Origin of the sequence: Rathayibacter rhapontici, assembly GCF_001995175.1 — a bacterium.
GTDB lineage: Bacteria > Actinomycetota > Actinomycetes > Actinomycetales > Microbacteriaceae > Rathayibacter.
Window position 1 is genome coordinate 26,373 of sequence record NZ_MUKN01000027.1, and the last position, 26,047, is coordinate 52,419.

Here is a 26,047-nt window from a genome sequence, read left to right on the forward strand (position 1 = left end):
GCGGATCACCGCCCCGGCGGCACGACGACCCCTCGGTCGCGTAACGTCGTCCTTGCGCCGGACCCCCCGAGACCGCGCGCAGAAGGATCCAGAGTGCCCACCGAATGCATCCACGGCCTCGACATCGCGCTCTGCGACGTCTGCTCCCCCGCCAAGGCTCCCGAGCCCGCGGCCGGGCGCACGCGCACCCCGGCGCGCGTTCCCGGGACCTCCCGCGCGGCCACCGCGCGAGCGGCGGCGCGAGGAACGGCCCGCGAGAAGCCCCTGCCCAAGGTCGACATCGCCGCTCAGCGCATCTACCACGTCACGCACATCGACAACCTCGCCGCGATCGTGGCCGCCGGAGCGATCCTGGCCGACGAGCAGCTCCCCGAGCGTCCCGCGATGGACGTCAGCGCCGCGACCACGCGCGAGCACCGCCGTGCCGTCCAGGTCCGCGACGGAGCGAGCGTCGCCGGCTTCGTCCCCTTCTTCCTCTCTCCCGACGCGGCCCTGTGGGCCGACCTGCGCGGAGAGCGGGTGCTCCCGCACTGGTCGCCCCGCGCCCACGACACCACGGCGTCGCAGTACGTCGTCCTCGTCGGCTCGCTGGCCTCTGCCCCGGTCCTGAGCGACGGCGACGCGTCGCACGTCCTGACCCGCTTCACCGAGGGCGACGCCCTCGTGCGCACCTTCGCGCGCCTGCTCGTCGACGAACCGGCGCTGCGCAGCGCCGAGGCGCTCGTGCCCGAGCGGTTCCCGCTCGAGGAGATCGCCGTCGTCGGCGTGCCGTCCGTGACGACCCGCAACAAGGTGAAGGCCCTCTTCGAGGGCAGTTCGGCCTCGCCGCGCGTCGCGGTCTACCCGCCGTGGTTCCACCCGGTCGCCGCCGAGGAGGAGTGAGCGCGGATCACGTCCCGCTCTGCAGATCGAGGCGCTCCGAGAGGTAGCGCTCGATCGGCATGAGGCCCTGCTCGCCGAGGCCCGGCGCCCAGCGGACCAGCACCTCCGCGCCCCGCAGGGCGAGCGGCTCCGGATCGGCAGCGAGCCCGTCGGCGTCCAGCGCGAGCCTCCGCCAGCCGTAGTTGACGATCTCGCCCTCGCGGAACGGCCCGTCGAACGCGGCGCGGCGGATCTCGCGACGCGCCTCCTGCGACTCCGACTGGTTGTTCGCGTGCAGCGGCGCCACCGCCCGGGTGACCGACCCGACGGCGAAGAGCGAGCCGGTCCTCTCCAGGAGCAGGACGCCGAGCCGCCAGGCCCTGGTGACCGGAGCCATGACCGGCGCGCGGCGGAAGCCGAGGATCGCCCGGGGCCGGCGCAGCTCGGCGAGGGCCTGATCGGCGACGCCTCTGCCCTCGAGCTCTGCGACGACCGAGGCGAGCGCCTCCGCGAGTCGCTCGGCGGCATGCGCTGCGTCGGTCGAGTGCGTCATGGGCCTCCTCCGGTCCGGTCCGGCCAGCCTAGAACGGGTGGCAGAGCGGATCCGAATCGGCGGGCGGCGCCGACGGGCACGGATACGATCGCCTGACGACACCGAGGGAGGACGAGCGATGCGCGTCATCATGATGGGGCCGCCCGGCGTGGGCAAGGGCACGCAGGCGGCGATCCTGGCCCGGGCACTGGGCGTTCCCGCGATCTCGACCGGCGAGCTCTTCCGCGCCCACGTGGCCGACGGCACCGACCTCGGACGGCGCCTGCGCACGATCGTCGAGGCGGGCCGCTACGTGCCCGACGAGATCACGAACGCGCTCGTCGCCGAGCGGCTCGACGAGCCGGACGCGCAGGACGGGTTCATCCTCGACGGGTATCCGCGGACCCTCGCGCAGGTCGCGGAGCTCGACCGGATGCTCGGGGAGCGCGACGTGGAGCTGGCACGGGCGGTGCTGCTCGCGGCGGAGACCGAGGTGGTCGTGGACCGCCTGCTCTCGCGGGCCGCGCAGCAGAAGAGGGCCGACGACGACGCCGAGGTGATCCGTCACCGGATCTCGGTGTACGAGCAGGAGACCGCTCCGCTCGAGGAGGTCTACGCCGAGGCGGGGATCCTCGTCCGCGTCGACGGCAGCGCCGAGCAGGACGAGGTCGCCCGGCAGGTGGCCGCGGCGTGCCGGCCGGAGTGACCGGGCACGCCGCGACGGCGGCTCAGATCGCCGAGGCGAGCACCTCGTCGAGCTTGGCCGAGGCCTCCTCGTCGGAGCCCTTGAGCGCGAGCGACAGCTCGGAGACCAGGATCTGACGCGCCTTCAGCAGCATGCGCTTCTCGCCGGCCGACACTCCGCCGGCCTGCTCGCGACGCCACAGGTCGCGGACGACCTCGCTGACGCGGTACACGCTGCCGCTCGCCATCTTCTCCTGGTTGGCCTTGAAGCGGCGGGACCAGTTGCTGGCCTCCTCCGCGACGTCGCTGCGCAGGACGTCGTAGACGGCCTGGACTCCGGCGTCGTCGATGATCTCGCGCACGCCGACGAGCTCGGCGTTCTCGACGGGCAGGGTGATCGTGAGCTCGCTGGTGTGCACGTTCATGGTCATGAACGTCTTCTCGACGCCCTTGACCGAGCGCTTCTCGAGCCCGGTGATCGTCACCGCTCCGTGGTGCGGGTAGACCAGGGTCTCGCCGACCTCGAATGTCATCATGTCGTGCCTTTCATCGTGGGGCCTGTGGTGGGAGGAACCGGGGATCCGAGCGGCGCATCGGCCAGCCACGGAGGCAGGAGGGCGACGAGCTGCTCGACGAGCTCCTCATCGGTGCCGTCGATCGAGCCGGCGAGCCAGGCGCCGACGACGGCGAGGACGCCGCCCGCGGCGAAGGTCGCGGTGAGCTCCGGATCGACGGAGTCGGGCACGCTGACGCGGGCCAGCACCTCGCGGTGGAGGCCCAGCACCGTGTCGAGCACGGCGTCGTCCGAGGCGACGCGCGCCGTCGCGCGGGCACGGAGCCGGGCGTGGAAGGCGTGCCGGTCGACGAGGCGCTCGACGAGGCGGGCGTAGCCGCGCCGCAGGGCGGTGGCCCCGGTGCGGTCCTCGGCGTCCCCCTCGGCGACCTCGGCGACGACGAGGTCCTCGCGCAGCAGAGCGGAGGCGACGGCCGCCGCGTCCTCGAAGTGCGCGTAGAACGAGCTGCGGCTGATGCCGGCCTCGCGGACGATGTCGCTGACGGCGATGCCCTCGGTCCGCTCCCCGCCGTCGTGCATCACGAGGCGCTCGACCGCATCGAACACGCGGCGACGCGTGCGGCGGGCCCGGGGATCGGCCGACGTGGGGCCGTGAGGTGCACCCGCTCCGTGCAGGGAGGCGACGCGAGCGGAAGTCATCGGACACAGTCTACCACTTCCCGGACAGGTGTTCGGGAGTGGTGGCCAAGTGGTCAGCCGCGGTGCGCGTCCTCGAGGCGGCCGAGACGCGTCCTCGCCGCGCGCTCGCTGGGCGAGAGACGGCCGAGGTGGAGCTCGAGGCCCCGCATCAGGAGCCGGTTCGCGGTGATCGCCGGCCACCAGGGACGGCGGAGGCCGAGCAGCCGCCGGACGTCCGGACGGAGGGAGGCGACCGCTCCGGCGAAGAGCAGCGGGTAGACGACGCCGGCCTCGCCGGGGAGGCGGATGCCGCGGAGGAACCCGACCGCCTCGCGGACCCGCTCGTCCGGCTTCAGCTCGGCGGCGAAGCCCGCGAGCTGCTGCCGCAGCTCCGCGACGTCCTCGGGCGGGTTCGGCACGCCGAGCAGGCGACCGGACTCGGCCCACTCGCGGACGTAGGCGTCGGGGCCGCCGGGGATCGGTCGGCCCCAGATCTCGTGGGTGCTGAGGAAGGCGTCGGTGAAGGCGTCGTGCACCCAGAGCAGCAGGCGCGGATCCTGAGCCGAATAGGGGCGCTGCGCGCCGGCCGCGTCCTCGTAGGTCCCCGTGATCCGCTCGTGCACGCCGGTCACCCAGCGAGCGGCCCCGGTGGCGGCGTCGCGATCGCCGAAGCTCGTCGTCAGCACCCAGCGGACGGTGTTGTCCAGGCGGCCCATCGGGTCCTCCCGGTAGGTGGAGTGGTCGTGGACCCCGGCCATGGCGCCCGCGTGCAGCGTCTGCATCAGGAGCGCCCTGACGCCGGCGATCATCGTCGGCATCGCGCCGTTGACCGCCCACACCGCGCTGCCTGGACCGAACAGCCCCGGACCCTCGCCCTGCTCGAGTGCGACGACCCAGTCGGGGCGGGGACGGGGGCGGCGGCGGCTCATCCGGCCAGTGTGCGCTCGCCCCCTGTGCCGCGGCTGTCTGTCACCCTTTCGGCCGAACGCACCTCGCTACTCGGCCAGTAGCTCGCGGCTACTCGGCCAGCAGCTCGCGCACGTCGTCGGCCGTCAGCGCCTGCGCGAACAGCTCGCCGTCGTCCAGGACGGCGGCGCCGAGCCGTGCCTTGCGCTCCTTCAGCCGCACGATCTTCTCCTCGATCGTGTCGAGGGCGACCAGCCGGTAGACGTTGACCCGGCGCTGCTGCCCGATGCGGTGCGCCCGGTCGACGGCCTGGGCCTCGGCCGCCGGGTTCCACCAGGGGTCCAGGATGAAGACGTGGTCCGCCTCCGTGAGGGTGAGGCCCGTCCCGCCCGCCTTCAGGCTGATGAGGAACACCGGCGCGTCGCCCGAGCGGAACGACTCGACGACTCCCGCCCGGTCGCGCGTCGACCCGTCGAGCTGCACGAACGGCACCCCGCGCGCCCGCAGCCGCTCCGCCGCCCGCTCGAGGTAGGACGTGAAGGTGCTGAACACGAGCGCGCGCCGGCCCTCGGCCAGCACGTCGTCGAGCTGCTCCACCAGAGCGTCGAGCTTGGCCGAGGGCACGTGCCGGTACGAGGAGTCGACCAGGGAGGCGTCCAGCGCCAGCATCCGCAGGAGGGTGAGCGAGCGGAAGACGGTGAACCGCTGCCGGTCGAGGTCCTCGACGAGTCCCAGCAGCTTGCGCCGCTCGCGCTGGAGGTAGCCGTCGTACAGCACGCGGTGGGCCGGCGCGAGCGTCACCTCGATCGTCTGCTCCTGCTTCTCGGGCAGATCGGGCGCGACCGCCTCCTTCGTCCGGCGCAGGAGGAACGGACGCACGCGTCGGCGCAGGCGCTCGAGCCGGCGGCGGGCCCCCTCCTCCTGCGAGACGGTCCTGCCCTCGGAGAGGTCGGGCGACGCGATGCCGAGCGGCGCCTCCGCGTGCTGGATCGGCCGGGTGTACTCCTCCTGGAACCGGCGCAGCGGCGGCAGGAGGCCGGGCGCCGTCAGAGCGAGGATCGCCCAGAGCTCGTCGAGCGAGTTCTCGAGCGGAGTGCCGGTCAGCGCGAGCACGATCGGCGCGCCGAGGGAGCGAGCCGCGCGGTGGGTCTGCGACGCGGGGTTCTTGACGAACTGGGCCTCGTCGAGGACCAGGGCGGACCAGGTCCGCCCCGCCCACTCCTCGGCGGCCAGGCGCAGGACGGCGTAGCTGGTCAGCACGAGATCGGCGTCGTCGGGGATGCCCGCGACTCCGGTCCGCGTGCTCGAGACCGTGTGCACCCGCAGCCCGGGGGCGAAGCGCGCCGCCTCGGACGCCCAGCCCGGCACCACCGAGGTCGGTGCGACCACGAGGAACGGCGCGCACCGCTCCCCCGATGCGTGCGCCTGCTCGACGGCCTCCAGCATCATCGCGAGCGCCTGCAGCGTCTTGCCGAGGCCCATGTCGTCGGCGAGGATCCCGCCGAGGCCGTGCCGCCGGCGGTGGGCGAGCCACGAGTACCCCTCCTGCTGATAGGGACGGAGCTCGGCGAGCAGGCCCGCCGGAGCGGCGACCTCGCCCGGCACCCCCGCGGCCAGCGCCTGCCGCAGGACCTGCCGCCACGCGTCCGAGGCGACGCTCTCGTCGGCGAGCTCCTCCAGTTCCTCCCACAGCGCCGTCTGGTGGCGGCCGAGCCGCGGCCCCGTCTCCCACTCGTCGAGCTGATCTGCGCGGTTTAGCAGCTCGCGCAGACGGTCGAGCCCGGGGTGGGCGAGCGAGAGGTAGGAGTGGTCGACGAGCCGGATGCGGTCGCCCCCGGCCGAGAGCGCGCGGAACAGCGGGAGGAACGGCACGCTCACGTCGCCGATCCGCACGACGACGGCGAGGTCGAACCAGTCCGCATCCGCGGTGTCGACGGCGGTCACCGTGAGGGTGAGGTCGCCGTTCAGGAGGCGGTAGTCGGGCGGGACGCCCTCGCGCTCCACCCGCACCCCGCCGACCTCCTCGAGACGCGGCAGGTGTTCGACGACGAACACCGCGGCGTCCGCTCCGCGCAGGAGCACCCCGGCGGCGAGGTCGGGGACGACCGGGGATCCGGCGTCGGCGAGCACGGTGGTCGCGCGCCGCAGGATCGCCGCCTCGACGAACCCCGTGCCCCCTCCTCCGTCGATCTCGCTCGATCGATCGGCGCTGCGCCGCCAGCGCCAGCCCACCCGCACCGCGCGGCGGGGCTCGAAGGACACCGTGCAGACCAGCCTCGGCGGCTCCGGCTCGTCGATCTCGACGCCCGGTCCGCTCGGCCGGACGGCGACCCGCCCGCGCAGGCCGGGGAGGTGGTCGCGGAGGAACTCGGCGACGTCCTCCTCGGGCACGCTCGTCTCCTCCGGGTGCCGGAGCAGCCGCAGCTCCTCCTCCTCCAGCGCAGCGGCGGCGGGCGCGAGGAGCAGCGCGGCCGGATCCCCGCCCTCGACGACGTAGACGCCGTGGCGCGCGACAGGGCGCACCTCGTCGAGCGGCCGGTCCTCCTCGCCGAGCCGGAGGACCGGCCGCAGCTCGAGCGCTCCGGACCGGTCGGTCGCGAGGAGCGCGACGTGCGCCGCGGAGCCGAGGCGGACGGCGCGGCGGTCCGGCGCGAGGAGGGGGATCCCGAGGGCGGGGGCCTGCTCGAGCAGGCGCCAGAGCAGCGGGCTCTCGTAGTCGTCGAGGTGGATCCAGTCGGGGTCCTGCCCCAGGTGCACGGTCCGAGTCGCGCGGTGCAGCGCGGCGAACTCCGCGAACCAGCGCTGATGCGCGGGATCGAGCGAGAGGCGGTGGGTCTGGAAGTTCAGCGACTTCCAGGTGAGCGTCGAGCGGTTCCACGCCCCGCCGCGCCCCGGGACCACGGGCCGGGTGGCGAGCCGGTGGTCGTCGCGGGCGGCGGGGTCGTAGTCCTTCGGTCCGACGCGCTCGCTCGTCGGCGCCCGCCACGGATCGTCGGCACGTCGCACGAGGCGGCGCAGCTCGAACTGCAGGCCGATCGGGGTGAGCGGGCCGGCGACCGCGTCCGGCCGCTCCTCCGAGCCGCTGAGCTCGCCGAGACGGGCGCGCCAAGCGGACGGGAGCGGTTCGGAGGGCATCTCTCCATGCTCCCACGGCCCTCCGACACGCTCGCCGGTCCCCCGCGGGGCGGCTGCGGCGAGGAGAATCGGCGCATGACCACGAGCGACTCCCCCACCCCCGTCCGCCTCGAGATCGGGAGCGACGAGCTCCGCGTCTCCGTCACCACGGCCGGAGCCGAGCTCACCTCGCTGCGCGACGCCGCGGGGCTCGAGTACCTCTGGCAGGCGGGCCCCGAGTGGCGGAGGCACGCCCCCGTCCTGTTCCCGATCATCGGCCGCCTGCCCGACGACACCCTCCACCACGACGGAGTCGCCTACCCGATGGGACAGCACGGCTTCGCCCGCGACCGGGCGTTCGAGCTCGCGGGCGCCTCGGGCGACGAGGCCGTGCTCCGGCTCCGCAGCGACGCCGCGACCCGCGAGGTCTTCCCGTTCGACTGGACCCTCCTCGTCGCCTACTCCGTCACCGGATCGACGCTGCGCATCACGCAGACCGTCGAGAACCGCGGAACCGGGCCGCTGGGCGCGTCGGTGGGCAACCACCCGGCGTTCGCGCTGCCGCTCCCCGGCGGCGGCGGCGAGCACCGCATCCGCTTCGCCGAGGAGGAGCCCGAGGGCTTCCGTCGCGCGCCGGGCAACCTGCTCGCCGAGCCGCGCTTCCCCTCGCCGCTCGTGGACGGCGCCCTCGTCGTCGACGACGCCTGGTTCGAGCAGGACGCGGTGATCTTCGACACGCCGAGGCGACGCGTGATGACCCTCGAGGCCGACGGTGCCCGATCGATCACCGTCGATGCGGGCGACTTCGACGTCGTCGGGATCTGGAAGCCGGTCGGCGCGCCGTTCGTCTGCATCGAGCCCTGGCGCAGCATCCCCACTCCGGCGGGCTGGAACGGCGACATCGTCGACAAGCCCGGGCAGTTCGTGCTGGCTCCGGGCGAGCAGAAGACGTTCTCCTACAGCATCGCGCTCAGCTGAAGGTCCTCGCGCTGCAGTTGCGCGTCGAGGAGCTCGAAGCGGCGGATGATCAGCCCCTCGCGGGTGGCCCAGGGGCAGATCACGAGCTTCTCGACACCGAGCGCGTCCATGGCGGCCTCCGCGACGAGGGCGCCGGCGAGCAGCTGCGGCGCGCGGAGCGCGGAGACGCCGGGCAGGGCGGAGCGGTCGGCCGCGCTGATCGCCGCCAGCCGCGAGCTCCAGAGCCGCAGGTCGACGAGGTGCAGCTCGCGGCGCACCAGGGGGCCCGCTGCGCTCGGAGCGGCGCCGGTGATGCGCGCGAGCGAGCGGAACGTCTTCGACGTCCCGGCCACCAGATCGGGGCGCCCGAGCGCGAGGAACGCCCGAGCGGGGTCGGCGAGCAGATCACGGGCGTGCCGGCGCGCGGCCTTGACGCTCACGGCCGACGGAGGGTCGCCCTGCAGCAGGTCGCGCGTCACCCGTCCCGCGCCCAGCGGCACCGAGACGGCCAGTTCGGGCACCTCGTCGACGCCCATCGACAGCTCGAACGAGCCGCCGCCGATGTCGAGGTCCAGGATCGAGCCGGCGCCCCAGCCGAACCAGCGTCGGACGGCCAGGAAGGTGGCCGACGCCTCCGCCTCTCCGCCGAGCTCCTGGAGGTGCACTCCGGTCTCCTCGCGGACGCGGGCGAGGACCTCCGCTCCGTTGCCCGCTTCGCGGATCGCCGAGGTCGCGAAGGCCAGGACGTCCTCGGCCCGGTGCTCACGGGCGACGTCGCGCGCCTCCGCGACGAACGAGATCAGCTCGTGCTGACCCTCCTCGGTGATGTCTCCCGCGGCGTCGAGGTACGCGACCAGTGCGAGGCTGCGCTTGTGCGAGCGGTACGGGACGGGGCGGGCTCCGGGATGAGCGTCGACGAGGAGCAGGTGGACCGTGTTGGAGCCGATGTCGAGCACGCCGAGTCGCATGCGCCCACGCTAGCGCGGCACCGCCCGCGCTCCGGACACGCGGCCACGCCCCGGACACCCGCCTGACGCGCCGGAGGGCCACGGCTGCCGCCGCCGCTCTGCGACCGTTCGGCGACCACGGAGTCGTCCGCAACCGAGGTCAGGAGCGTCAACGGGGCCTGTTTCGGCACCGAGAGCCGTTCCCGTCCTCGGTTCCGAACGCCGCGCAGCCGGACGCGAGCGAGCAGCGCAGGCCGCGACCTCGAGCCCGTAGCGGATCGTGTGCCGGCACGGCGATCAACAACCCGCACGGTCGCGACAACGAAGGCCCGCGCACGGGAGGACGTGGGTCTCGATACGGCGCTGCGCGCCTACTCGACCAGCAGAGGGGCGGCGACCTGAGCTCCTGCTCCCGCAGTGCCGCGGACGACCACCCTCACCCCTCGCAGGGTCACCGGCGATCCGCGTGCCAGCGGATCGTCGTACCCGGAACGCGACCCGCTCCTCCCACCGCGACCCTCTGCGGAAGCCGACCGCGCGACGATCGACGAGGAACGAGGAGAACGTCGAAGGGCCCGGTCGCACAGCGACCGGGCCCTTCAGGAACTCAGTGGTCCCAGTTCTCCACCGGCTCGACCGAGCTGGAGGAGCCGACGACGTGCACGCGCATGTCGTTGGTGGTGCCGGCGCGTCCGGGGGGCGAGCCGGAGACGACGACGACCGTCTCGCCGGGCTTGGCGAGGCCCTTGTTCAGCAGCACGGCGTCGACCTGCGCGAACATCGCGTCGGTGTGGTTCACACGCGGGGTGACGAAGGACTGCACGCCCCAGTTGAGCGCCATGCGACGACGGACCGCGGGCTCCGGCGTGAAGCCGATGATCGGGATGCCGTGGCGCAGGCGAGTCATGCGGCGCACGGAGTCGCCCGACTCCGTGAACACGCAGAGGAACTTCGCCTCGACGAACTCGGCGACCTCGGCGGCGGCGAGGGTGACCGAGCCGCCCTGGGTGCGCGGCTTGCTGCCGAGCGGGGGGATGCGCTCGAGACCGTGCTCCTCGGTCGACTCGACGATGCGCGCCATGGTCTGGACGGTGACGACCGGCCATGCTCCGACGCTGGTCTCGCCCGAGAGCATGACCGCGTCGGCGCCGTCGAGGATCGCGTTCGCGACGTCGGACGCCTCGGCGCGGGTGGGGCGGGGGCTCTCGATCATCGACTCGAGCATCTGCGTCGCGACGATGACGGGCTTCGCCCAGCGGCGGGCGAGCTCGACGGCGTGCTTCTGCACGATCGGCACGGCCTCGAGGGGCAGCTCGACGCCCAGGTCGCCGCGGGCGACCATGATGCCGTCGAAGACGTCGATGATCTCCTGCAGGTTGTCGACCGCCTGCGGCTTCTCGATCTTGGCGATGACGGGGGCCTTGCGACCCTCCTCCGCCATGATCTCGTGCACGCGGGTGATGTCGCTCGCGTTGCGCACGAAGGACAGCGCGATGATGTCGGCGCCCAGGCGGATCGCCCAGCGCAGGTCGTCCTCGTCCTTCTGCGACAGCGCGGGGACGTTGACGGCGACACCGGGCAGGTTGATGCCCTTGTTGTTCGAGACGTTGCCGGGGACGACGACCTCGGTGACGACGCGCGGGCCCTCGACGGCCGTGACGCGGACCGCGACCTTGCCGTCGTCGATCAGGAGCATGTCGCCCGGGTTCACGTCGTCGGGCAGGCCCTTGAACGTGGTGCCCGAGAGCTCCTTGGTGCCCACGACGTCCTCGGTCGTGATGGTGAAGACGTCGCCCTCGGCGAGGGCGTACGGGCCGCCCTCGAACTTGCCGAGGCGGATCTTCGGACCCTGGAGGTCGACCAGGATCGCGACCGCGCGGCCGGCGTCGTCGGCCGCCTTGCGGACGATGCGGTAGATGCCCTCGTGGACGTCGTAGCTGCCGTGGCTGAGGTTCATGCGGGCCACGTCCACGCCGGCGTCGATGATCGCACGAATGGTCTCGTACGACGACGTTGCCGGGCCGAGGGTGGCGACGATTTTCGCTCGTCTCATTGAGGGGGTGCTCCGTTGTTCTGCGCCCGGAGGCGCGTCGTTAGCGGGGAGGGTGAGCAGGGATTGCCAGCGCGAGACTATCGCCTCGGCGGGACTAGAGGGTGAAGCCGCGGTCGTTCGGACCGACGGGCGCGGGGAGCTGCGTGGTGCCCTCGAGGTAGCGGTCGACCTCGGCCGCGACGGAGCGGCCCTCGGCGATCGCCCACACGATGAGGGACTGGCCGCGGCCCGCGTCTCCGGCGACGAACACTCCGGGGGCGGTCGTCTCGAAGTTGGCGCCGCGGTCGACGTTGCCGCGGTCCGTGAACGGGACCGAGAGCTGGCCGGCGAGGCGGTCCGACTCCGGGCCGGTGAAGCCCAGGGCCAGCAGGACCAGGTCGGCCGGGATCTCGCGCTCGGTGCCGCTCTTGGGGACGCGGCGTCCGTCGAGGTACTCGGTCTCGGCCACGCGCACGGCGCGGACCTCGCCGACCTCGTTCGAGAGGAATTCGACGGTGGAGGCGAGGAACATCCGCTCGCCGCCCTCCTCGTGCGCGCTCGAGACCTCGAACACGGTCGGGTCCATCGGCCAGGGCTGGCTGTCCGGGCGCTCCGACGGCGGCTGCTTGCCGATCGCGAGGTTCGTGACCGAGGCCGCCTTCTGGCGATGCGCCGTGCCGATGCAGTCGGCTCCGGTGTCGCCGCCGCCGAGGACCACGACGTGCTTGCCCTCCGCGCTGATCTGCTCGAAGACGGTGTCGCCCGCGAGCACGCGGTTCGACTGCACGAGGTACTCCATGGCGAAGTGCACGCCCGAGAGGTCGCGGCCCGGGATCGGGAGATCGCGCGGGACGAGGGCGCCGGTCGCGACCACGACGGCGTCGTAGCGCGCGCGGAGGTCGTCCCAGGTGATGTCCTGACCGATGTCCACGCCCGCGCGGAAGCGGGTGCCCTCGGCCTTCATCTGGTTCAGACGCAGCTCGAGGTGCTTCTTCTCCATCTTGAAGTCCGGGATGCCGTAGCGCAGGAGTCCGCCGATGCGGTCGTCGCGCTCGTACACCGCGACGGTGTGACCCGCCCGGGTCAGCTGCTGAGCGGCGGCGAGGCCGGCGGGGCCGGAGCCGACGACCGCGACGGTCTTGCCCGTGAGGCGCTCGGGCGGGTGCGGCTGCACCCAGTCGTTGCCGAAGGCCTGATCGATGATCGAGACCTCGATCTGCTTGATCGTGACCGCGGGCTGGTTGATGCCGAGCACGCAGGACGACTCGCACGGGGCCGGGCAGAGCCGGCCCGTGAACTCCGGGAAGTTGTTCGTCGCGTGCAGGCGCTCGATGGCCTGGCGGCCCTCGCCGCGCCACATCAGGTCGTTCCACTCGGGGATCAGGTTCCCGAGCGGGCAGCCCTTGTGGCAGAACGGGATGCCGCAGTCCATGCAACGTCCGGCCTGGCGTCGCAGCACGGCGGAGTCGCCCTGCTCGTACACCTCTTTCCAGTCCATCAGCCGCACGGACACGGGGCGCCGCTTGGGCAGCTCCCGGTCCTGCACCTTCAGGAACCCCTTGGGATCAGCCACCGGTCACCTCCAGAATCCGTCCCCAGACGACGTCGCCGTCGGGGTCGAGCCCCTCTTCGACAGCGGATGCGCGCGTCGCGAGCACCGCGGCGAAGTCGCGGGGCAGTACCTTGACGAAACGCGAGACGGTTCCGTCGAAATCGTCGAGCATGCCCTGGGCCAGGGTGGACTCGGTCTCGGCGACGTGTCGCTCGAGCAGGTCGCGGAGCATCTCGACGTCGGCGCTGTCGAGCGCCGAGAGCGTGAGCTCCCCGGAGGCGAGCGCGTCGCGGTTGACGAGCTCGCGCTTCAGGCCGTGCACGTAGGCCGTGCCGCCCGACATGCCGGCGCCGAGGTTGCGCCCGGTGTCGCCGAGGATCACGGCCAGCCCGCCGGTCATGTACTCGAGAGCGTGGTCGCCCACTCCCTCGACGACCGCGGTCGCTCCGGAGTTGCGGACCAGGAAGCGCTCGCCGACCATGCCGCGGATGAACATCGTGCCCTGGGTCGCCCCGTAGCCGATGACGTTGCCCGCGATCACGTTGGTCGACGCGTCGAAGGTGCTGCGGCGGTCGGGCCGCACCACGATCTGACCGCCCGAGAGCCCCTTGCCGACGTAGTCGTTCGAGTCGCCCTCGAGACGCAGGGTGATGCCCGCGGGGAGGAAGGCGCCGAGCGACTGCCCGGCCGAGCCGCGCAGCGACACGACGATGGAGTCGGCCGGCAGCCCGTTCTCGCCGAAGCGGACGGTGACCTCGTGTCCGAGCATCGTGCCGACGGCGCGCTCGGTGTTCTTGATCTCGCGCTCGATCGCGACGGTGCCGCGGTGGTCGAGGACGTTCGCGGCGAGGCGGATGAGCTCGTTGTCGAAGTGGTGCTCCAGCTCGTGCTCCTGCGCGCGGCCGTGGCGGCGCGGCTCCTCGGCCGTGAAGACGGGCCCGACCAGGATCGGCGTGAGGTCGAGACCGCTCGCCTTCCAGTGCTCGATCGCCTGGTTGACGTCGAGCAGCTCGCGGTGGCCGACGATCTCGTCGATGCTGCGGTAGCCGAGCTGCGAGAGGTACTCGCGCACCTCCTGGGCGATGAACTCGAAGAAGTTGACCACGAACTCGGGCTTGCCGGAGAAGCGCTTGCGCAGCTCCGGGTTCTGCGTGGCGACGCCGACGGGGCAGGTGTCGAGGTGGCAGACGCGCATCATGATGCAGCCCTCGACGATGAGCGGAGCGGTGGCGAAGCCGAACTCCTCCGCTCCCAGCAGCGCGCCGATCACGACGTCGCGCCCGGTCTTCATCTGGCCGTCGACCTGCACCACGACGCGGTCGCGCATGCCGTTGAGCATGAGCGTCTGCTGGGTCTCGGCCAGGCCGAGCTCCCACGGGGTGCCCGCGTGCTTGAGCGAGTTGACCGGGCTCGCACCCGTTCCGCCGTCGTGGCCCGAGACGAGGATGACGTCGGCCAGGGCCTTCGCCGTTCCCGCCGCGACCGCGCCGATGCCGGACTGGCTGACCAGCTTGGCGTGGATGCGGGCCGAGGGGTTCGCGCGCTTGAGGTCGAAGATCAGCTGCTTGAGGTCCTCGATCGAGTAGATGTCGTGGTGCGGCGGCGGCGAGATGAGGCCGACGCCCGCGGTCGCGTGACGGGTGCGCGCGATCCAGGGGTACACCTTCGTCGGCGGCAGCTGACCGCCCTCGCCGGGCTTGGCGCCCTGGGCGAGCTTGATCTGGATGTCGTCGGCGTGGGTGAGGTACATGCTCGTGACGCCGAAGCGCCCGGAGGCGACCTGCTTGATCGCGGAGCGGCGCTCGGGGTCGAGCAGTCGCTCCGTGTCCTCGCCGCCCTCGCCGGTGTTCGACTTGGCGCCGAGGCGGTTCATCGCGATGGCGAGCGTCTCGTGCGCCTCGGGCGAGATGGAGCCGTAGCTCATCGCCCCCGTCGAGAAGCGCTTGACGATCGACTCGACCGGCTCGACCTCGTCGATCGGCACGGGCGTCCGCCCCTCGGTGTCGAGGGTGAACATGCCGCGCAGGGTCATGAGCGAGCTCGCCTGGTCGTCGACCATCTTCGTGTACTCGCGGAACACGTCGTAGCGGCGGTTGCGCGTGGAGTGCTGCAGCCGGAAGACGGTGTCGGGGTTGAAGAGGTGCGGGGCGCCGTCGCGGCGCCACTGGTACTCGCCGCCGACCGCGAGGCGCTCGTGGGCGACGACCGCGCCGTCCTCCGGGTACGCGGCGCGGTGGCGCGCGGCGTTCTCCTCGGCGACGACGTCGATCCCGATGCCGCCGAGCTTCGAGACGGTGCCGGTGAAGTACTGGTCGACGAAGGCCTGGCTGAGGCCGACCGCCTCGAAGGTCTGCGCTCCCGCGTAGCTCGACACGGTCGAGATGCCCATCTTGGACATGATCTTGAGGACGCCCTTGCCGAGCGCCTTGATGACGTTCTTGACGGCCTTCTCGGGCGAGATGTCCGAGAGCATGCCGCTGCGGACGAGCTGCTCGCAGGTCTCCATCGCGAGGTACGGGTTGACCGCCGACGCGCCGTAGCCGATCAGGGTCGCGACGTGGTGCACCTCGCGGACGTCGCCGGCCTCGACGACCAGCCCGACGCGCATCCGGTTCTCGGTGCGGATCAGGTGGTGGTGCACGGCGGCGAGCATCAGGAGCGACGGGATCGGAGCGAGGTCCTTCGTGGAGTCGCGGTCCGAGAGCACGAGGAACTGCGCCCCGGCCGCGATCGCCTCGTCGGCCTCGCTGCACATCTCGTCGATGCGGTCCTGCATGGCGCGCGGACCGGCGTCGACGCGGTAGAGACCGCGGATCGTCGTCGTGATGTGGCTGAGCGGACGCGGGGCGATGTGCTGGATCTTGGCCAGCTCGTCGTTGTCGATCACCGGGAAGTCGAGGACGACCTGGCGGGCGTGCTCGGCTCCGGCCGACAGCAGGTTGCGCTCCGGGCCGAGCCCGAGGCGCAGCGACGTGACGACCTCCTCGCGGATGGAGTCGAGCGGCGGGTTGGTGACCTGCGCGAACGCCTGGGTGAAGTAGTCGAAGAGCAGGCGGGGGCGCTTGGACAGCACGGCGACGGGCGTGTCGGAGCCCATCGCTCCGAGCGGCTCGGCTCCGGCCTTCGCCATCGGCAGCAGGAGGAGGCGGACCTCCTCCTCGGTGTAGCCGAACGTGCGCTGACGGCGGTTGACGGACGCCGGCGTGTGCACGATGTGCTCGCGCTCGGGCAGGTCCTTGAGGTTGATGCGGCCCTTGTCGAGCCACTCCTCGAACGGACCGGACTCGGCGAGCTGCCCCTTGATCTCCTCGTCCTCGACGATGCGGCCCTGCTCCGTGTCGACCAGGAACATGCGACCGGGCTGGAGGCGCCCCTTGCGGACGACCTTGGCGGGGTCGATGTCGAGCACGCCGATCTCGCTCGCGAGCACGACGAGGCCGTCGTCGGTGACGACGTACCGGCCCGGACGCAGCCCGTTGCGGTCGAGGGTGGCGCCGACGAGCTCGCCGTCGGTGAAGACGATCGCGGCGGGGCCGTCCCACGGCTCCATGAGCATCGAGTGGTACTCGTAGAACGCACGGCGCTTCTGGTCGATCGCGGCGGCCTGGTTCTCCCACGCCTCCGGCACCATCATCATGATCGCGTGCGGCAGCGAGCGGCCGGCGAGGTTCAGCAGCTCGACGGTCTCGTCGAACGAGGCGGAGTCGCTGCGCCCGGGCGAGACGATCGGGAACAGCGGCGACAGGTCGCCCAGCTCCTTGCTCTTCAGCTGCGACTGGCGCGCCCGCATCCAGTTGCGGTTGCCCTGCACGGTGTTGATCTCGCCGTTGTGGGCGATCATGCGGAACGGCTGAGCGAGCGGCCAGGACGGGAACGTGTTCGTCGAGTACCGCGAGTGCACGAGCGCGAGCTTCGAGGTGAAGCGCTCGTCCTGCAGGTCGGGGTAGAACGGCTCGAGCTGGAGGGTCGTGACCATGCCCTTGTAGACGAGCGTCCGGCTCGACAGCGACATGAAGTACACCTCGAGCTCGCGCTCGACGCGCTTGCGCAGGCGGAAGGTCAGCCGGTCCAGGCGCACAGAGGAGAACGGCGTGCCGGTCTCGTCGGTGAGGTCGCTCCGGACGTACAGCTGCTCGATCGCGGGCATCGCGGCGCGGGCGAGCGTGCCGATCTCGTCGGGCTGCACCGGGACGGAGCGCCAGCCGACGACCGTCAGGTTCTCCTCGCGCGCGATGTCGGCGATGGTCGACTTCACCCGCTCGCGCTCGAAGACGTCGACCGGGAGGAACGCGTTGCCGACGGCGTACTGCCCGAGCGGGGGCAGCTCGAACGTCGCGACCGCGCGGAGGAAGTCGTCCGGGATCTGGGTGATGATGCCCGCGCCGTCGCCGGTGCCCGCATCGGAGCCGACCGCGCCGCGGTGCTCGAGGTTGCGCAGGGCGTCGAGGGCGGCGTCGATGATGTCGTGCCCGGCGGTGCCGCGCATGGTGGCGACCATCGCGAGACCGCAGGCGTCCTTCTCGGCCGCAGGGTCGTACATGCCCTGAGCGGGCGGAGTGCCGAGGAACGGCACGACGGGGACGCGGGGCGAGGGCTGGGCGGGTGCCATGTCAGGAACCGTCCTCACGAGAGTTGTGGCGGATGGGGACGTCGCTGGCCCGCAGGGTGGTGATGGTGGGTCGGCTCCCCGATCGGGAGGGCCGTGTCGTGGGGGTCACGCGCCGTGGGCGTGACCGCACGGACGACACGCGGCAGCGCTTGTGGCTGAGCCGTGGAGTGCGATCGTGCGGTTGTCGGGCACCGGACGGGCGGCCGCGGAGTCCCGCGGTCGCCGTCAGGTGCGGGAGACCGTCCTCGTGTCGGCGTCGTCGCCGGAGGAAGTGCTGGTGGGTGCGTTCGAGTCGGACTCGACGTCCTCGAATTCTACCCCAGCCGCTTCGGGCTTCCACTCCTTGCCGGGCCGGTACGGGGACGGCTCGTCGCCGGTGTGCTCGCGACCCTGGACGATCACGATCGCCAGGCCGATGACGACGGCGATCAGGGCGGCCCACACGTTGGTGCGGAGCCCCAGGAGCACCTCGCTCGGGTCGATGCGGATCGACTCGAACCAGATGCGGCCGATGCCGTACCAGACGAGGTAGACGCCGAAGACGTCGCCCCACTGGAGCCGGAAACGGCGCTCGGCGACCAGGATGACGCCGATGCCGACGACGTTCCAGAGGATCTCGTAGAGGAAGGTGGGGTGGAAGAGGGTGTCGGCGGGGAGTCCGACGGGGAAGGCCGGGTTCGAGGCCGGGACCTCGAGCCCCCAGGGCAGCGTCGTCGGAAGCCCGTAGAGCTCGACGTTGAACCAGTTGCCGAGGCGGCCGAGGGCCTGCGCGGCGAGCATGCCGGGCGCGAGGGCGTCGGCGAAGGTCCAGAAGCGGATCCCGGTCCAGCGGCAGCCGATCCAGGCGCCGACCGCGCCTCCGATCAGGCCGCCGAAGATGGCGTTGCCGCCCTCCCAGATGTAGAGGGTGCGCAGCGGATCGGCGCCCTCGAAGAAGTAGTCCCCGGGGTGGGTGAGCACGTGGTAGACGCGCGCTCCGACGATGCCCAGCGGGACCGCCCAGATGATGATGTCGAGCACCACCCACGGCTCGGCGCCGCGGCGCTTCAGGCGCGCGTTCGTCATGATCGTCGCGACGACGATGCCGGCGAGGATGCACAGCGCGTAGGTGTGGATCGAGAAGGTCCGCTCGAAGAGCGTGAAGTCGTACTGACTCCACGCCTCGGGCGGGCTCGGGATGCTCAGCGGTACGGACACCGGTACGTCGACCTTTCGAACGGAGGGGCTCCCCGGGCACGGCGACGCCGCGCCCCGACGGGCATCCCGATTGTAGTGGGAGGCGTCAGGCGCGCGGACGCGTGCCGGCTGCCAGGCGCGTGCGGTCTCGGCCACCGCGTCGACTCCTCCGGAGGCGAGGGCGCGCACGAGCGCCGACCCGACGATCGCCCCGTCGGCGTAGGCGAGGATCTCGGCGACCTGCTCCCCCGTCGAGATGCCCAGGCCCACGCAGGCGCTGTCGGAGCCCGCGGCGCGCAGGCGGTCGACGAGCGTGCGCGCGGCCGTGTCGACGTCGGTGCGCGCGCCGGTGATGCCCATGGTGGACACCGCGTAGACGAAGCCCCGGCTCGAGGAGACCGCCTGGCGCAGGCGCTCGTCGGTCGAGGACGGTGCAGCGAGGAAGACCCGGTCGAGACCGAGGCGCTCCGAGACGGCGATCCACTCGGCGCCCTCGTCGGGGATGAGGTCGGGCGTGATGAGGCCCGAGCCGCCGGCCTCGGCGAGGTCGGTCGCGAAGCGCTCGACCCCGTACTGCAGCACGGGGTTGTAGTAGGTCATCACGAGCACGGGCACGTCGACCCGGGAGCGGATCTCGCGCACCGCCTCGAAGCCGTGGCGCAGCTTGAAGCCGCCGGCGATCGCGGTCTGGGTCGCCTCCTGGATCACGGGGCCGTCCATCACCGGGTCGGAGTAGGGCAGGCCCAGCTCGATCGCGTCGACGCCGTTCTCGGCCATGGCGACCGCGGCGTCGATGCTCGTCGCGAGGTCGGGGAAGCCGACCGGGAGGTAGCCGATCAGCGCGCCCGCCGCCTCGGTGTTGCGGCGGCGGACGGTCTCGGCGACGCTCGGTCCCGCTCCGCTCACGACTGCACCGCTCCCTGGTCCATCAGGCCGAAGTAGTGCGCGGCCGTCGTCATGTCCTTGTCGCCGCGGCCCGAGAGGTTGACGAGGATCGTCGCCTCGGGGCCGAGCTCGCGGCCCAGCTCGAGCGTGCCGGCCAGGGCGTGCGCGGACTCGATCGCGGGGATGATGCCCTCGGTGCGGCTGAGGAGCTTGAGCGCGTCCATCGCGGCGCCGTCGGTGACCGCGCGGTAGTCGGCGCGGCCGATGCTCGCGAGCCAGGCGTGCTCGGGGCCCACGCCCGGGTAGTCGAGTCCGGCCGAGATCGAGTGCGACTCGACCGTCTGCCCGTCCTCGTCCTGGAGGAGGAAGCTGCGCGCGCCGTGCAGGACGCCGGGGCGGCCCTTGCTGATGGTCGCCGCGTGGCGCGGGGTGTCGATCCCGTCGCCGCCGGCCTCGAAGCCGACGAGGCGGACCTCGGGGTCGTCGAGGAAGGCGTGGAAGATGCCCATGGCGTTGGAGCCGCCTCCCACGCAGGCCGTGACGGCCGTGGGCAGGGAGCCGGTCAGCTCGAGGACCTGCTCGCGCGCCTCCTCGCCGATGATCTTCTGGAAGTCGCGCACGAGCGCGGGGAAGGGGTGCGGGCCTGCGACGGTGCCGAAGATGTAGTTCGTCGTCTCGACGTTCGTCACCCAGTCGCGCATGGCGTCGTTGATCGCGTCCTTGAGCGTGCGCGAGCCGGTCTTCACCGAGACGACCTCGGCGCCCAGGAGGCGCATCCGCGCCACGTTCAGCGCCTGGCGCTCGGTGTCGACCTCGCCCATGTAGACGACGCAGTCGAGGCCGAACAGGGCCGCCGCGGTCGCGGTGGCGACGCCGTGCTGGCCCGCACCGGTCTCGGCGATGACGCGCGTCTTGCCGATGCGCTTGGTGAGCAGCGCCTGGCCGAGCACGTTGTTGATCTTGTGCGAGCCGGTGTGGTTCAGGTCCTCGCGCTTGAGGATGATGCGCGCACCGCCCGCGTGCGCGGCGAAGCGCGGCACCTCGGTGATGATCGACGGGCGCCCCGTGTAGCTGCGGTGCAGCTCCGTGAGCTCCGCGTGGAACTCCGGGTCGACCTTGGTGCGCTCGTACTCGGCGCTCAGCTCGTCGAGCGCCTCCACGAGGGATTCGGGGACGTAGCGACCGCCGAAGTCGCCGAAGTAGGGGCCGAGTTCGTCTCGGAGGGCCATGGCAGTACCGCCAGTCGGTGTCAGTGCGCCAGGAAGCTGGCGAGGGTGGAAACGGGGTCGCCGCCGGTGACGAGGGCCTCCCCGACGAGGACGACGTCGGCGCCGGAGCGCCTGTAGTGGGCCACGTCGTCGGCGGAGAGGACCGCCGATTCGGCGACCTTCACCGCGTCGGCGGGGAAGCGCTCGGAGAGGCGGCCGAAGAGGTCGCGGTCGAGCTGGAAGGTGGACAGGTCTCGGGCGTTCACGCCGATGAGCCGGGCGCCGAGGTCCGAAGCCCGCTCCAGCTCGTCGGCCGAGTGGGTCTCGACCAGCGGGGTCATTCCGAGGTCGAGGATCAGGGCGTGGAGCTCGCTCAGGACGCTCTGCTCGAGCGCCGCGACGATGAGGAGCACGAGATCGGCTCCCGCTGCGCGGGCCTCGAGCACCTGGTAGGGCTCGGCGATGAAGTCCTTGCGCAGGACGGGGATCGACACCTGCGCGCGGACCGACTCGAGATCGGCGAGCGACCCCTTGAAGCGGCGCTCCTCGGTGAGGACGCTGATCGCGCTCGCTCCGCCCTGCTCGTACTGCGACGCCAGCGCTGCGGGGTCGGGGATCTCGGCGAGGGCGCCGCGGGACGGGCTGGACCGCTTCACCTCGGCGATGATCCGGACCCGCTCGGCCGGAGCCAGCGCCGCCAGCGCGTCGATCGCGGGAGCGCGCAGGGCTGCGCGCCGCTCGACCTCGGCGAGGGGGACGGTCTCGCGGCGCGTCGCCGCGTCGGCCAGGGCGCCGGCGGTCAGATCGGTCAGCACCTAGGCGCGCGCTTCGGGTTGGCCTTGGAGCCGTTCACTCCGTAGCCGGCCCTGGCCATGCCCATGCCCACGAGGAGGCCGACGACCACGAGACCGGCGGAGAGCCACACGACGAGCGGGACGTCGAACCAGAAGGCGATCGTGCCGATGGTGAACCCGACCAGCATGATGACGACGGCCGTCCATGCGGCCGGCGAGTGGCCGTGGCTGTCTTCGTCGTGCTCGGTGCTCATGGTTCTCCTCCTGGACGGGCATCGGGACCACAGCAGTCTAGCGGCTCGCGCCCGAGGCCTCCCGCGCCGCGGAGGCGGGTCGCGGGCTCCCGGTCAGCGCCGGGACGTGGGGTCGTCGCCGCGGGACAGCTCGTCCCACGAGACGACCGGGTCGATCGCGCCGTCGTCCGTCTCGACGCTCGAGGCGCCGTGCCCGTAGCCGTCGGCGGGCTCGAAGCGCGACACGCGCTTCTTCTTCCGCGCGTCCGGCCAGCGGCGCACCGTCGCGAGCACCAGGACGCCCAGCAGGGCGGTCAGCACTCCGGCGACGACCGAGAGGACGGGCCAGGCGGTCGAGCTCGAGGACTCGACCAGGGCGGCCACCGACCTCTCACCGGCGATCCCCGTCGCCTCCGTCACGACGGCCGAGCCGGCGCGCACCGGGTCGCCGAGCGCCGTCGCGGACGCCAGCACGACGGAGCCGCCGAGCAGCACCTGCAGGAGGCCGAGCACGACGCGGAAGGCGGGACCGGCGATCGCGAGCGCGGCCGCCAGCGCGAGGCCCGCGAGCGCGAGGGCCGAGAGCGCGGGAGCGGCGACGGTCCCCGTGACGTCCAGTGCTCCGGAGTCGTCCGCGAGAACCAGCGCGGCCCACGACTGCGTCGAGGCGGTGAGCTCGATCGCCGCGAGCAGGACGACCCCGAGGATCGCCGAGTACTTGAGCCTGCGCCCGCTCACCGGGTCACGCCTCCGCGGAGGCGACCGGGTCGAGCGGGTCCACGTCGAAGCAGGAGTGCTCGCCGGTGTGGCAGGCGGCGCCGATCTGCTCGACCTGGACCAGCAGCGTGTCGGCGTCGCAGTCGAGCGCGGCTCCGCGGACGTACTGGGCGTGCCCGGACGTGTCGCCCTTGCGCCAGTACTCCTGCCGGGAGCGCGACCAGAACGTGACGCGGCCCTCGGTCAGGGTGCGGCGCAGGGCCTCCCTGTCCATCCACCCCATCATCAGCACCTCGCGGGTGTCGTGCTGCTGGATGATCGCGGGCAGCAGTCCGGCGGCGTCGAAGGAGGCGCGGTCGAGGACGGCGTCGAGCTCGGTGGTGGTCATCGTCGGATCTCCAGCCCTGCGCCGTCGAGGGCGCGCTTCACATCGCCGATGGTCATCTCGCGGTTGTGGAACACCGAGGCCGCCAGCACCGCGTCGGCGCCCGCCTCGATCGCCGGGGCGAAGTGCTCGACGGCGCCGGCGCCTCCGGAGGCGATGACCGGGACCGAACTGACCTCGCGCATCGCGGCGACGAGCTCGAGGTCGAACCCCTGCTTGGTGCCGTCGGCGTCGATCGAGTTGACGAGCAGCTCGCCCGCTCCGCGCTCGACGGCCTCGGCCGCCCAGGCGAGCGCGTCGACCGTGGTCTCGCGGCGACCGCCGTGGGTCGTGACGACGAAGCCGGACGGCGTGGCGCCGCTCCGCTTGACGTCGAGCGAGAGGACGAGCACCTGCGCGCCGAACACGTCGGCGATCTCGCCGACCAGCGCCGGGCGGGCGAGGGCGGCGGAGTTGACGCCCACCTTGTCGGCGCCGTGCGCGAGGAGTCGCGAGACGTCGTCGACGGCGCGCACGCCGCCGCCGACCGTCAGCGGGATGAAGACCTGCTCGGCCGTCGCGCGGACCACGTCGTAGGTGGTGGAGCGGTCGTCGACCGTCGCGGTCACGTCGAGGAAGGTCAGCTCGTCGGCGCCCTGCTCGAAGTACAGCCGGGCGAGCTCGACCGGGTCGCCGGCATCGCGGAGGTTCTGGAAGTTGACGCCCTTGACGACGCGCCCGGCGGCGACGTCGAGGCAGGGGATGACGCGGACGGCGAGACTCACGGCTGCCCCCGTCCTAGAGGCGCGCGGCGTGGATCGACGTGACCAGGATCGCGCGGGCGCCGAGGTCGTAGAGGCGGTCCATGACCTGGTTCATGTCGGCGCGGGGGACCATGACGCGGACGGCGACCCACTCGGCGTCGTGCAGGGGCGACACCGTCGGCGACTCGAATCCGGGAGCGATCGCGGTGGCCTGCTCGAGGAGCGCGACGGGGCAGTCGTAGTCGAGCAGCACGTACTCGCGGGCGACCAGGACGCCCTGAAGCCGGCGCAGCAGGACGGGGATGCCCTCGGGCTCCCCCGCGGCCGAGACGAGGACCGCCGTGGAGTCGAGGATGATCGGGCCGAAGATCTCGAGGCCCGCCTTGCGGAGCGTGGTGCCGGTCTCGACGACGTCGGCGATCACATCGGCCACTCCGAGCTGGATCGCCGACTCGACGGCTCCGTCGAGGCGGATGAGGGACACCTCGACGCCGTGCTCGCGGAGGAAGCCGCCGACGAGACCGGGGTAGCTCGTGGCGACGCGCAGTCCGTCGATCTCGGAGAGCTCGGTGTAGCGGCCTGCCGGGCCGGCGAAGCGGAAGGTCGAGTTCGCGAAGCCCAGGCTCGCGATCTCACGCGCTTCGGAGCCGGAGTCGATGAGCAGGTCGCGGCCCGTCACTCCGACGTCGAGGGCGCCGGAGCCGACGTAGGTGGCGATGTCGCGCGGACGGAGGTAGAAGAACTCGACGCCGTTGCGCTCGTCGACGACGTGCAGCTCCTTCGGGTCGCGGCGGCCGACGTAGCCGGCCTCGGCCAGCATCTGACCGGCGGTCTCGGAGAGCGAGCCCTTGTTGGGCACGGCGACGCGCAGGAGCGCGGGCGGGGTGGTGGTCACGGCAGGACGTCCTCTGGAGCTCGAGGGTGATTCGGTGAGCGGCGGTCTCGTCGGCGACGCTGCGGTCGCGGACGCGCCTCGATGTGCGTGGGAGCGCACGGCGACGGAGCGTCGGCGCACTCCGGCGATCGGAGGGAGGCTCACAGATGTCGGTAGACGTCGGCCGTCGTCAGGCCCTTCGCCAGCATCAGCACCTGGAGGTGGTAGAGCAGCTGCGAGATCTCCTCCGCGGTGCGCTCGTCGCCCTCGTACTCGGCGGCCATCCAGACCTCGGCGGCCTCCTCGACGATCTTCTTGCCGATGAAGTGCACACCGGCGTCGAGCTCGCGGACCGTGCCCGAGCCCTCGGGTCGCGCGGCGGCCTTCTCGCCCAGCTCAGCGAAGAGGTCGTCGAAAGTTTTCACCGGGGAAGTCTATACGCGCGACGCCCCGGGGCAGGATCAGTGGCGGTGCAGGATCGAGGACGCGGTGTCGCGGAGGGCGGCGATCGCCTTCTCGGGGTCGTCGGCGCCGAAGACGGCCGAGCCGGCGACGAAGGTGTCGGCGCCCGCCTCGGCGGCGATCTCGATGGTGCCCGGCGCGATCCCCCCGTCGACCTGCAGCCAGACGTCGAGCCCGGAGTCGCGCACGGAGCGGCGGAGCGCGTGCAGCTTGGGCATCGTCTCCTCCATGAAGGACTGGCCGCCGAAGCCGGGCTCGACCGTCATCACGAGCACCTGGTCGAACTCGGGCAGCAGCTCGAAGTACTCCTCGACGGCCGTCCCGGGCTTGAGCGCGATCCCCGCGCGCGCGCCGATGTCGCGGAGTCGTCGCGCCAGGGCCACGGCGTCGCGCGCCGCCTCGGCGTGGAAGGTGACGGAGTACGCGCCCGTCTCGGCGTACCCGGGCGCCCAGCGGTCCGGGTCGTCGATCATCAGGTGCACGTCGAGCGGCCGCGGCGAGACCTCCTGGAGGCGCTGCACCATGGGGAGCCCGAACGTGAGGTTCGGGACGAAGTGGTTGTCCATCACGTCGACGTGCACGAGGTCGGCCGAGGCGATCCGCTGCAGCTCGGCCTCGAAGTTCACGAAGTCGGCGGAGAGGATGCTGGGGTTGATCCGTGCAGGCATGCCGCCAGCCTAGGAGATGGCCCCGGACGGCTCCGCACGGCGCAGCAGCTGGATGAACATCGCATCGGTGCCGTGCCGGTGCGGCCAGAGCTGCACGTGGCGCGCTCCCTCCGGCAGGTCGAGCTCGTCGACCGTGACGCCCCGGAGGACCTCGGCTGTGTCCATCAGCTCGAGCCCGTCGCCGTAGCGCTCCTGGGCGAGCGCCAGGACCCGCCGCGTCTCGCCGAGGTGCGGCGAGCAGGTGACGTAGGCGAGCACGCCGCCCGGGGCGAGGGCCTGGAGCGCCGAGTCGAGGAGCTCCCCCTGGAGGGACGCGAGCGGCTCGACGTCGGCCGCGGTCTTGCGCCAGCGCGCCTCCGGTCGTCGGCGCAGGGCGCCGAGGCCCGTGCAGGGGGCGTCGAGGAGGATCCGGTCGAACGCGCCGGGCTGCTCGGCGCCGAGATCGCGTCCGTCGCCCGTGCGCACCTCGACGGTCGGGTCGACAGCCGCGAGGGCCTGGCGGACCAGGCCGGCCCG

The 26,047-nt window shown here is 72.3% G+C and carries 23 protein-coding genes and 1 pseudogene; 3 read left to right on the plus strand and 21 right to left on the minus strand.

Annotated features, from left to right (window positions below; genetic code table 11):
• Window positions 1-93: 93 nt before the first annotated feature.
• Entirely contained in the window at window positions 94-882 is a 789-nt protein-coding gene (locus B0T42_RS10255; protein WP_158078100.1) for a DarT ssDNA thymidine ADP-ribosyltransferase family protein, read from the plus strand.
• A gap of 7 nt (window positions 883-889) precedes the next feature.
• Here B0T42_RS10255 and B0T42_RS10260 read toward each other — a convergent pair whose 3' ends face one another.
• Entirely contained in the window at window positions 890-1,414 is a 525-nt protein-coding gene (locus tag B0T42_RS10260) for a hypothetical protein (RefSeq protein ID WP_077223075.1), read from the minus strand.
• 118 nt (window positions 1,415-1,532) lie between these two features.
• On the opposite strand from B0T42_RS10260, the gene B0T42_RS10265 reads away from it, so the two are divergent.
• Window positions 1,533-2,099, plus strand: coding sequence for an adenylate kinase (locus B0T42_RS10265; RefSeq protein ID WP_077223076.1), 567 nt, complete (start codon window positions 1,533-1,535; stop codon window positions 2,097-2,099).
• 22 nt (window positions 2,100-2,121) lie between these two features.
• Here the strand turns inward: B0T42_RS10265 and B0T42_RS10270 are convergent, their stop codons facing one another.
• From B0T42_RS10270 to B0T42_RS10285, 4 genes are all read right to left on the minus strand, one after another.
• Entirely contained in the window at window positions 2,122-2,610 is a 489-nt protein-coding gene (locus tag B0T42_RS10270) for a CarD family transcriptional regulator (protein ID WP_055793090.1), read from the minus strand.
• Window positions 2,610-3,290, minus strand: coding sequence for a TetR/AcrR family transcriptional regulator (locus B0T42_RS10275; protein ID WP_139344478.1), 681 nt, complete (start codon window positions 3,288-3,290; stop codon window positions 2,610-2,612). Before B0T42_RS10275 ends, B0T42_RS10270 begins: the two co-directional genes overlap by 1 nt.
• 53 nt (window positions 3,291-3,343) lie before the next feature.
• Window positions 3,344-4,198, minus strand: a complete 855-nt coding sequence (locus B0T42_RS10280) for an oxygenase MpaB family protein (protein ID WP_077223078.1) — start codon at window positions 4,196-4,198, stop codon at window positions 3,344-3,346.
• Between the two features lie 88 nt (window positions 4,199-4,286).
• Window positions 4,287-7,310: a DEAD/DEAH box helicase gene (locus B0T42_RS10285; RefSeq protein ID WP_077223079.1), complete on the minus strand. Its 3,024-nt coding sequence runs from the start codon at window positions 7,308-7,310 to the stop codon at window positions 4,287-4,289.
• Between the two features lie 75 nt (window positions 7,311-7,385).
• On the opposite strand from B0T42_RS10285, the gene B0T42_RS10290 reads away from it, so the two are divergent.
• Window positions 7,386-8,267, plus strand: a complete 882-nt coding sequence (locus B0T42_RS10290; RefSeq protein ID WP_158078101.1) for an aldose 1-epimerase family protein — start codon at window positions 7,386-7,388, stop codon at window positions 8,265-8,267.
• Here B0T42_RS10290 and B0T42_RS10295 read toward each other — a convergent pair.
• The 16 genes and pseudogenes from B0T42_RS10295 to B0T42_RS10370 all read right to left on the minus strand — a co-directional run.
• On the minus strand, window positions 8,246-9,214 hold the full coding sequence (locus B0T42_RS10295) for a Ppx/GppA family phosphatase (protein WP_077223081.1): 969 nt from the start codon (window positions 9,212-9,214) through the stop codon (window positions 8,246-8,248). The two genes, B0T42_RS10290 and B0T42_RS10295, sit on opposite strands and share 22 nt — an antisense overlap.
• A gap of 586 nt (window positions 9,215-9,800) precedes the next feature.
• Window positions 9,801-11,246 carry a pyruvate kinase gene (pyk, locus tag B0T42_RS10300; RefSeq protein WP_056867201.1) on the minus strand — a complete coding sequence of 482 codons (1,446 nt, stop codon included), beginning with the start codon at window positions 11,244-11,246 and terminating at the stop codon, window positions 9,801-9,803.
• 94 nt (window positions 11,247-11,340) lie between these two features.
• Complete coding sequence (locus B0T42_RS10305; protein WP_077223082.1) at window positions 11,341-12,798, minus strand: glutamate synthase subunit beta; 1,458 nt, start codon at window positions 12,796-12,798, stop codon at window positions 11,341-11,343.
• The gene (gltB, locus tag B0T42_RS10310) at window positions 12,791-17,386 is read right to left on the minus strand and encodes a glutamate synthase large subunit (protein WP_077223083.1); all 4,596 of its coding nucleotides are present in this window, start codon (window positions 17,384-17,386) and stop codon (window positions 12,791-12,793) included. Before gltB ends, B0T42_RS10305 begins: the two co-directional genes overlap by 8 nt.
• A gap of 225 nt (window positions 17,387-17,611) precedes the next feature.
• Window positions 17,612-18,571: a prolipoprotein diacylglyceryl transferase gene (gene lgt, locus B0T42_RS10315; protein ID WP_077223093.1), complete on the minus strand. Its 960-nt coding sequence runs from the start codon at window positions 18,569-18,571 to the stop codon at window positions 17,612-17,614.
• Window positions 18,572-18,703: 132 nt separating this feature from the next.
• Window positions 18,704-19,468 (minus strand): annotated as a pseudogene (trpA, locus tag B0T42_RS10320) (tryptophan synthase subunit alpha); the annotation flags it as partial.
• Entirely contained in the window at window positions 19,465-20,676 is a 1,212-nt protein-coding gene (gene trpB, locus B0T42_RS10325) for a tryptophan synthase subunit beta (protein WP_077223084.1), read from the minus strand. The pseudogene trpA and the gene trpB, both read right to left, overlap by 4 nt.
• Before the next feature lie 20 nt (window positions 20,677-20,696).
• Window positions 20,697-21,470 carry an indole-3-glycerol phosphate synthase TrpC gene (gene trpC / locus B0T42_RS10330; protein WP_077223085.1) on the minus strand — a complete coding sequence of 258 codons (774 nt, stop codon included), beginning with the start codon at window positions 21,468-21,470 and terminating at the stop codon, window positions 20,697-20,699.
• Window positions 21,464-21,703 carry a DUF6704 family protein gene (locus B0T42_RS10335; RefSeq protein ID WP_077223086.1) on the minus strand — a complete coding sequence of 80 codons (240 nt, stop codon included), beginning with the start codon at window positions 21,701-21,703 and terminating at the stop codon, window positions 21,464-21,466. The genes trpC and B0T42_RS10335 overlap by 7 nt, the downstream gene beginning before the upstream one ends.
• A gap of 93 nt (window positions 21,704-21,796) precedes the next feature.
• A complete protein-coding gene (locus B0T42_RS10340; RefSeq protein ID WP_077223087.1) occupies window positions 21,797-22,420 on the minus strand; it encodes a Trp biosynthesis-associated membrane protein in 624 nt (207 codons plus the stop codon).
• A gap of 4 nt (window positions 22,421-22,424) precedes the next feature.
• The gene (gene hisI / locus B0T42_RS10345) at window positions 22,425-22,787 is read right to left on the minus strand and encodes a phosphoribosyl-AMP cyclohydrolase (RefSeq protein WP_077223088.1); all 363 of its coding nucleotides are present in this window, start codon (window positions 22,785-22,787) and stop codon (window positions 22,425-22,427) included.
• On the minus strand, window positions 22,784-23,548 hold the full coding sequence (gene hisF / locus B0T42_RS10350) for an imidazole glycerol phosphate synthase subunit HisF (protein ID WP_077223089.1): 765 nt from the start codon (window positions 23,546-23,548) through the stop codon (window positions 22,784-22,786). The genes hisI and hisF overlap by 4 nt, the downstream gene beginning before the upstream one ends.
• Window positions 23,549-23,561: 13 nt before the next feature.
• Window positions 23,562-24,422, minus strand: coding sequence for an ATP phosphoribosyltransferase (gene hisG, locus B0T42_RS10355; protein WP_201788527.1), 861 nt, complete (start codon window positions 24,420-24,422; stop codon window positions 23,562-23,564).
• A 140-nt stretch (window positions 24,423-24,562) separates the two neighbouring features.
• Window positions 24,563-24,826: a phosphoribosyl-ATP diphosphatase gene (locus tag B0T42_RS10360; RefSeq protein ID WP_055791842.1), complete on the minus strand. Its 264-nt coding sequence runs from the start codon at window positions 24,824-24,826 to the stop codon at window positions 24,563-24,565.
• Window positions 24,827-24,862: 36 nt separating this feature from the next.
• Entirely contained in the window at window positions 24,863-25,531 is a 669-nt protein-coding gene (gene rpe, locus B0T42_RS10365) for a ribulose-phosphate 3-epimerase (RefSeq protein ID WP_077223090.1), read from the minus strand.
• A gap of 9 nt (window positions 25,532-25,540) precedes the next feature.
• A partial coding sequence (locus B0T42_RS10370) for an RsmB/NOP family class I SAM-dependent RNA methyltransferase (RefSeq protein ID WP_476748435.1) occupies window positions 25,541-26,047 on the minus strand: 507 nt, incomplete at its 5' end.

Coding starts and splice junctions, on each gene's coding strand:
- B0T42_RS10260 (WP_077223075.1), bottom strand. CDS start 1,414: ATGACGCACTCGACCGACGCAGCGCATGCCGCCGAGCGACTCGCGGAG.
- B0T42_RS10265 (WP_077223076.1), top strand. CDS start 1,533: ATGCGCGTCATCATGATGGGGCCGCCCGGCGTGGGCAAGGGCACGCAG.
- B0T42_RS10270 (WP_055793090.1), bottom strand. CDS start 2,610: ATGACATTCGAGGTCGGCGAGACCCTGGTCTACCCGCACCACGGAGCG.
- B0T42_RS10275 (WP_139344478.1), bottom strand. CDS start 3,290: ATGACTTCCGCTCGCGTCGCCTCCCTGCACGGAGCGGGTGCACCTCAC.
- B0T42_RS10280 (WP_077223078.1), bottom strand. CDS start 4,198: ATGAGCCGCCGCCGCCCCCGTCCCCGCCCCGACTGGGTCGTCGCACTC.
- B0T42_RS10285 (WP_077223079.1), bottom strand. CDS start 7,310: ATGCCCTCCGAACCGCTCCCGTCCGCTTGGCGCGCCCGTCTCGGCGAG.
- B0T42_RS10290 (WP_158078101.1), top strand. CDS start 7,386: ATGACCACGAGCGACTCCCCCACCCCCGTCCGCCTCGAGATCGGGAGC.
- B0T42_RS10295 (WP_077223081.1), bottom strand. CDS start 9,214: ATGCGACTCGGCGTGCTCGACATCGGCTCCAACACGGTCCACCTGCTC.
- pyk (WP_056867201.1), bottom strand. CDS start 11,246: ATGAGACGAGCGAAAATCGTCGCCACCCTCGGCCCGGCAACGTCGTCG.
- gltB (WP_077223083.1), bottom strand. CDS start 17,386: ATGGCACCCGCCCAGCCCTCGCCCCGCGTCCCCGTCGTGCCGTTCCTC.
- trpB (WP_077223084.1), bottom strand. CDS start 20,676: ATGGCCCTCCGAGACGAACTCGGCCCCTACTTCGGCGACTTCGGCGGT.
- B0T42_RS10335 (WP_077223086.1), bottom strand. CDS start 21,703: ATGAGCACCGAGCACGACGAAGACAGCCACGGCCACTCGCCGGCCGCA.
- hisI (WP_077223088.1), bottom strand. CDS start 22,787: ATGACCACCACCGAGCTCGACGCCGTCCTCGACCGCGCCTCCTTCGAC.
- rpe (WP_077223090.1), bottom strand. CDS start 25,531: ATGCCTGCACGGATCAACCCCAGCATCCTCTCCGCCGACTTCGTGAAC.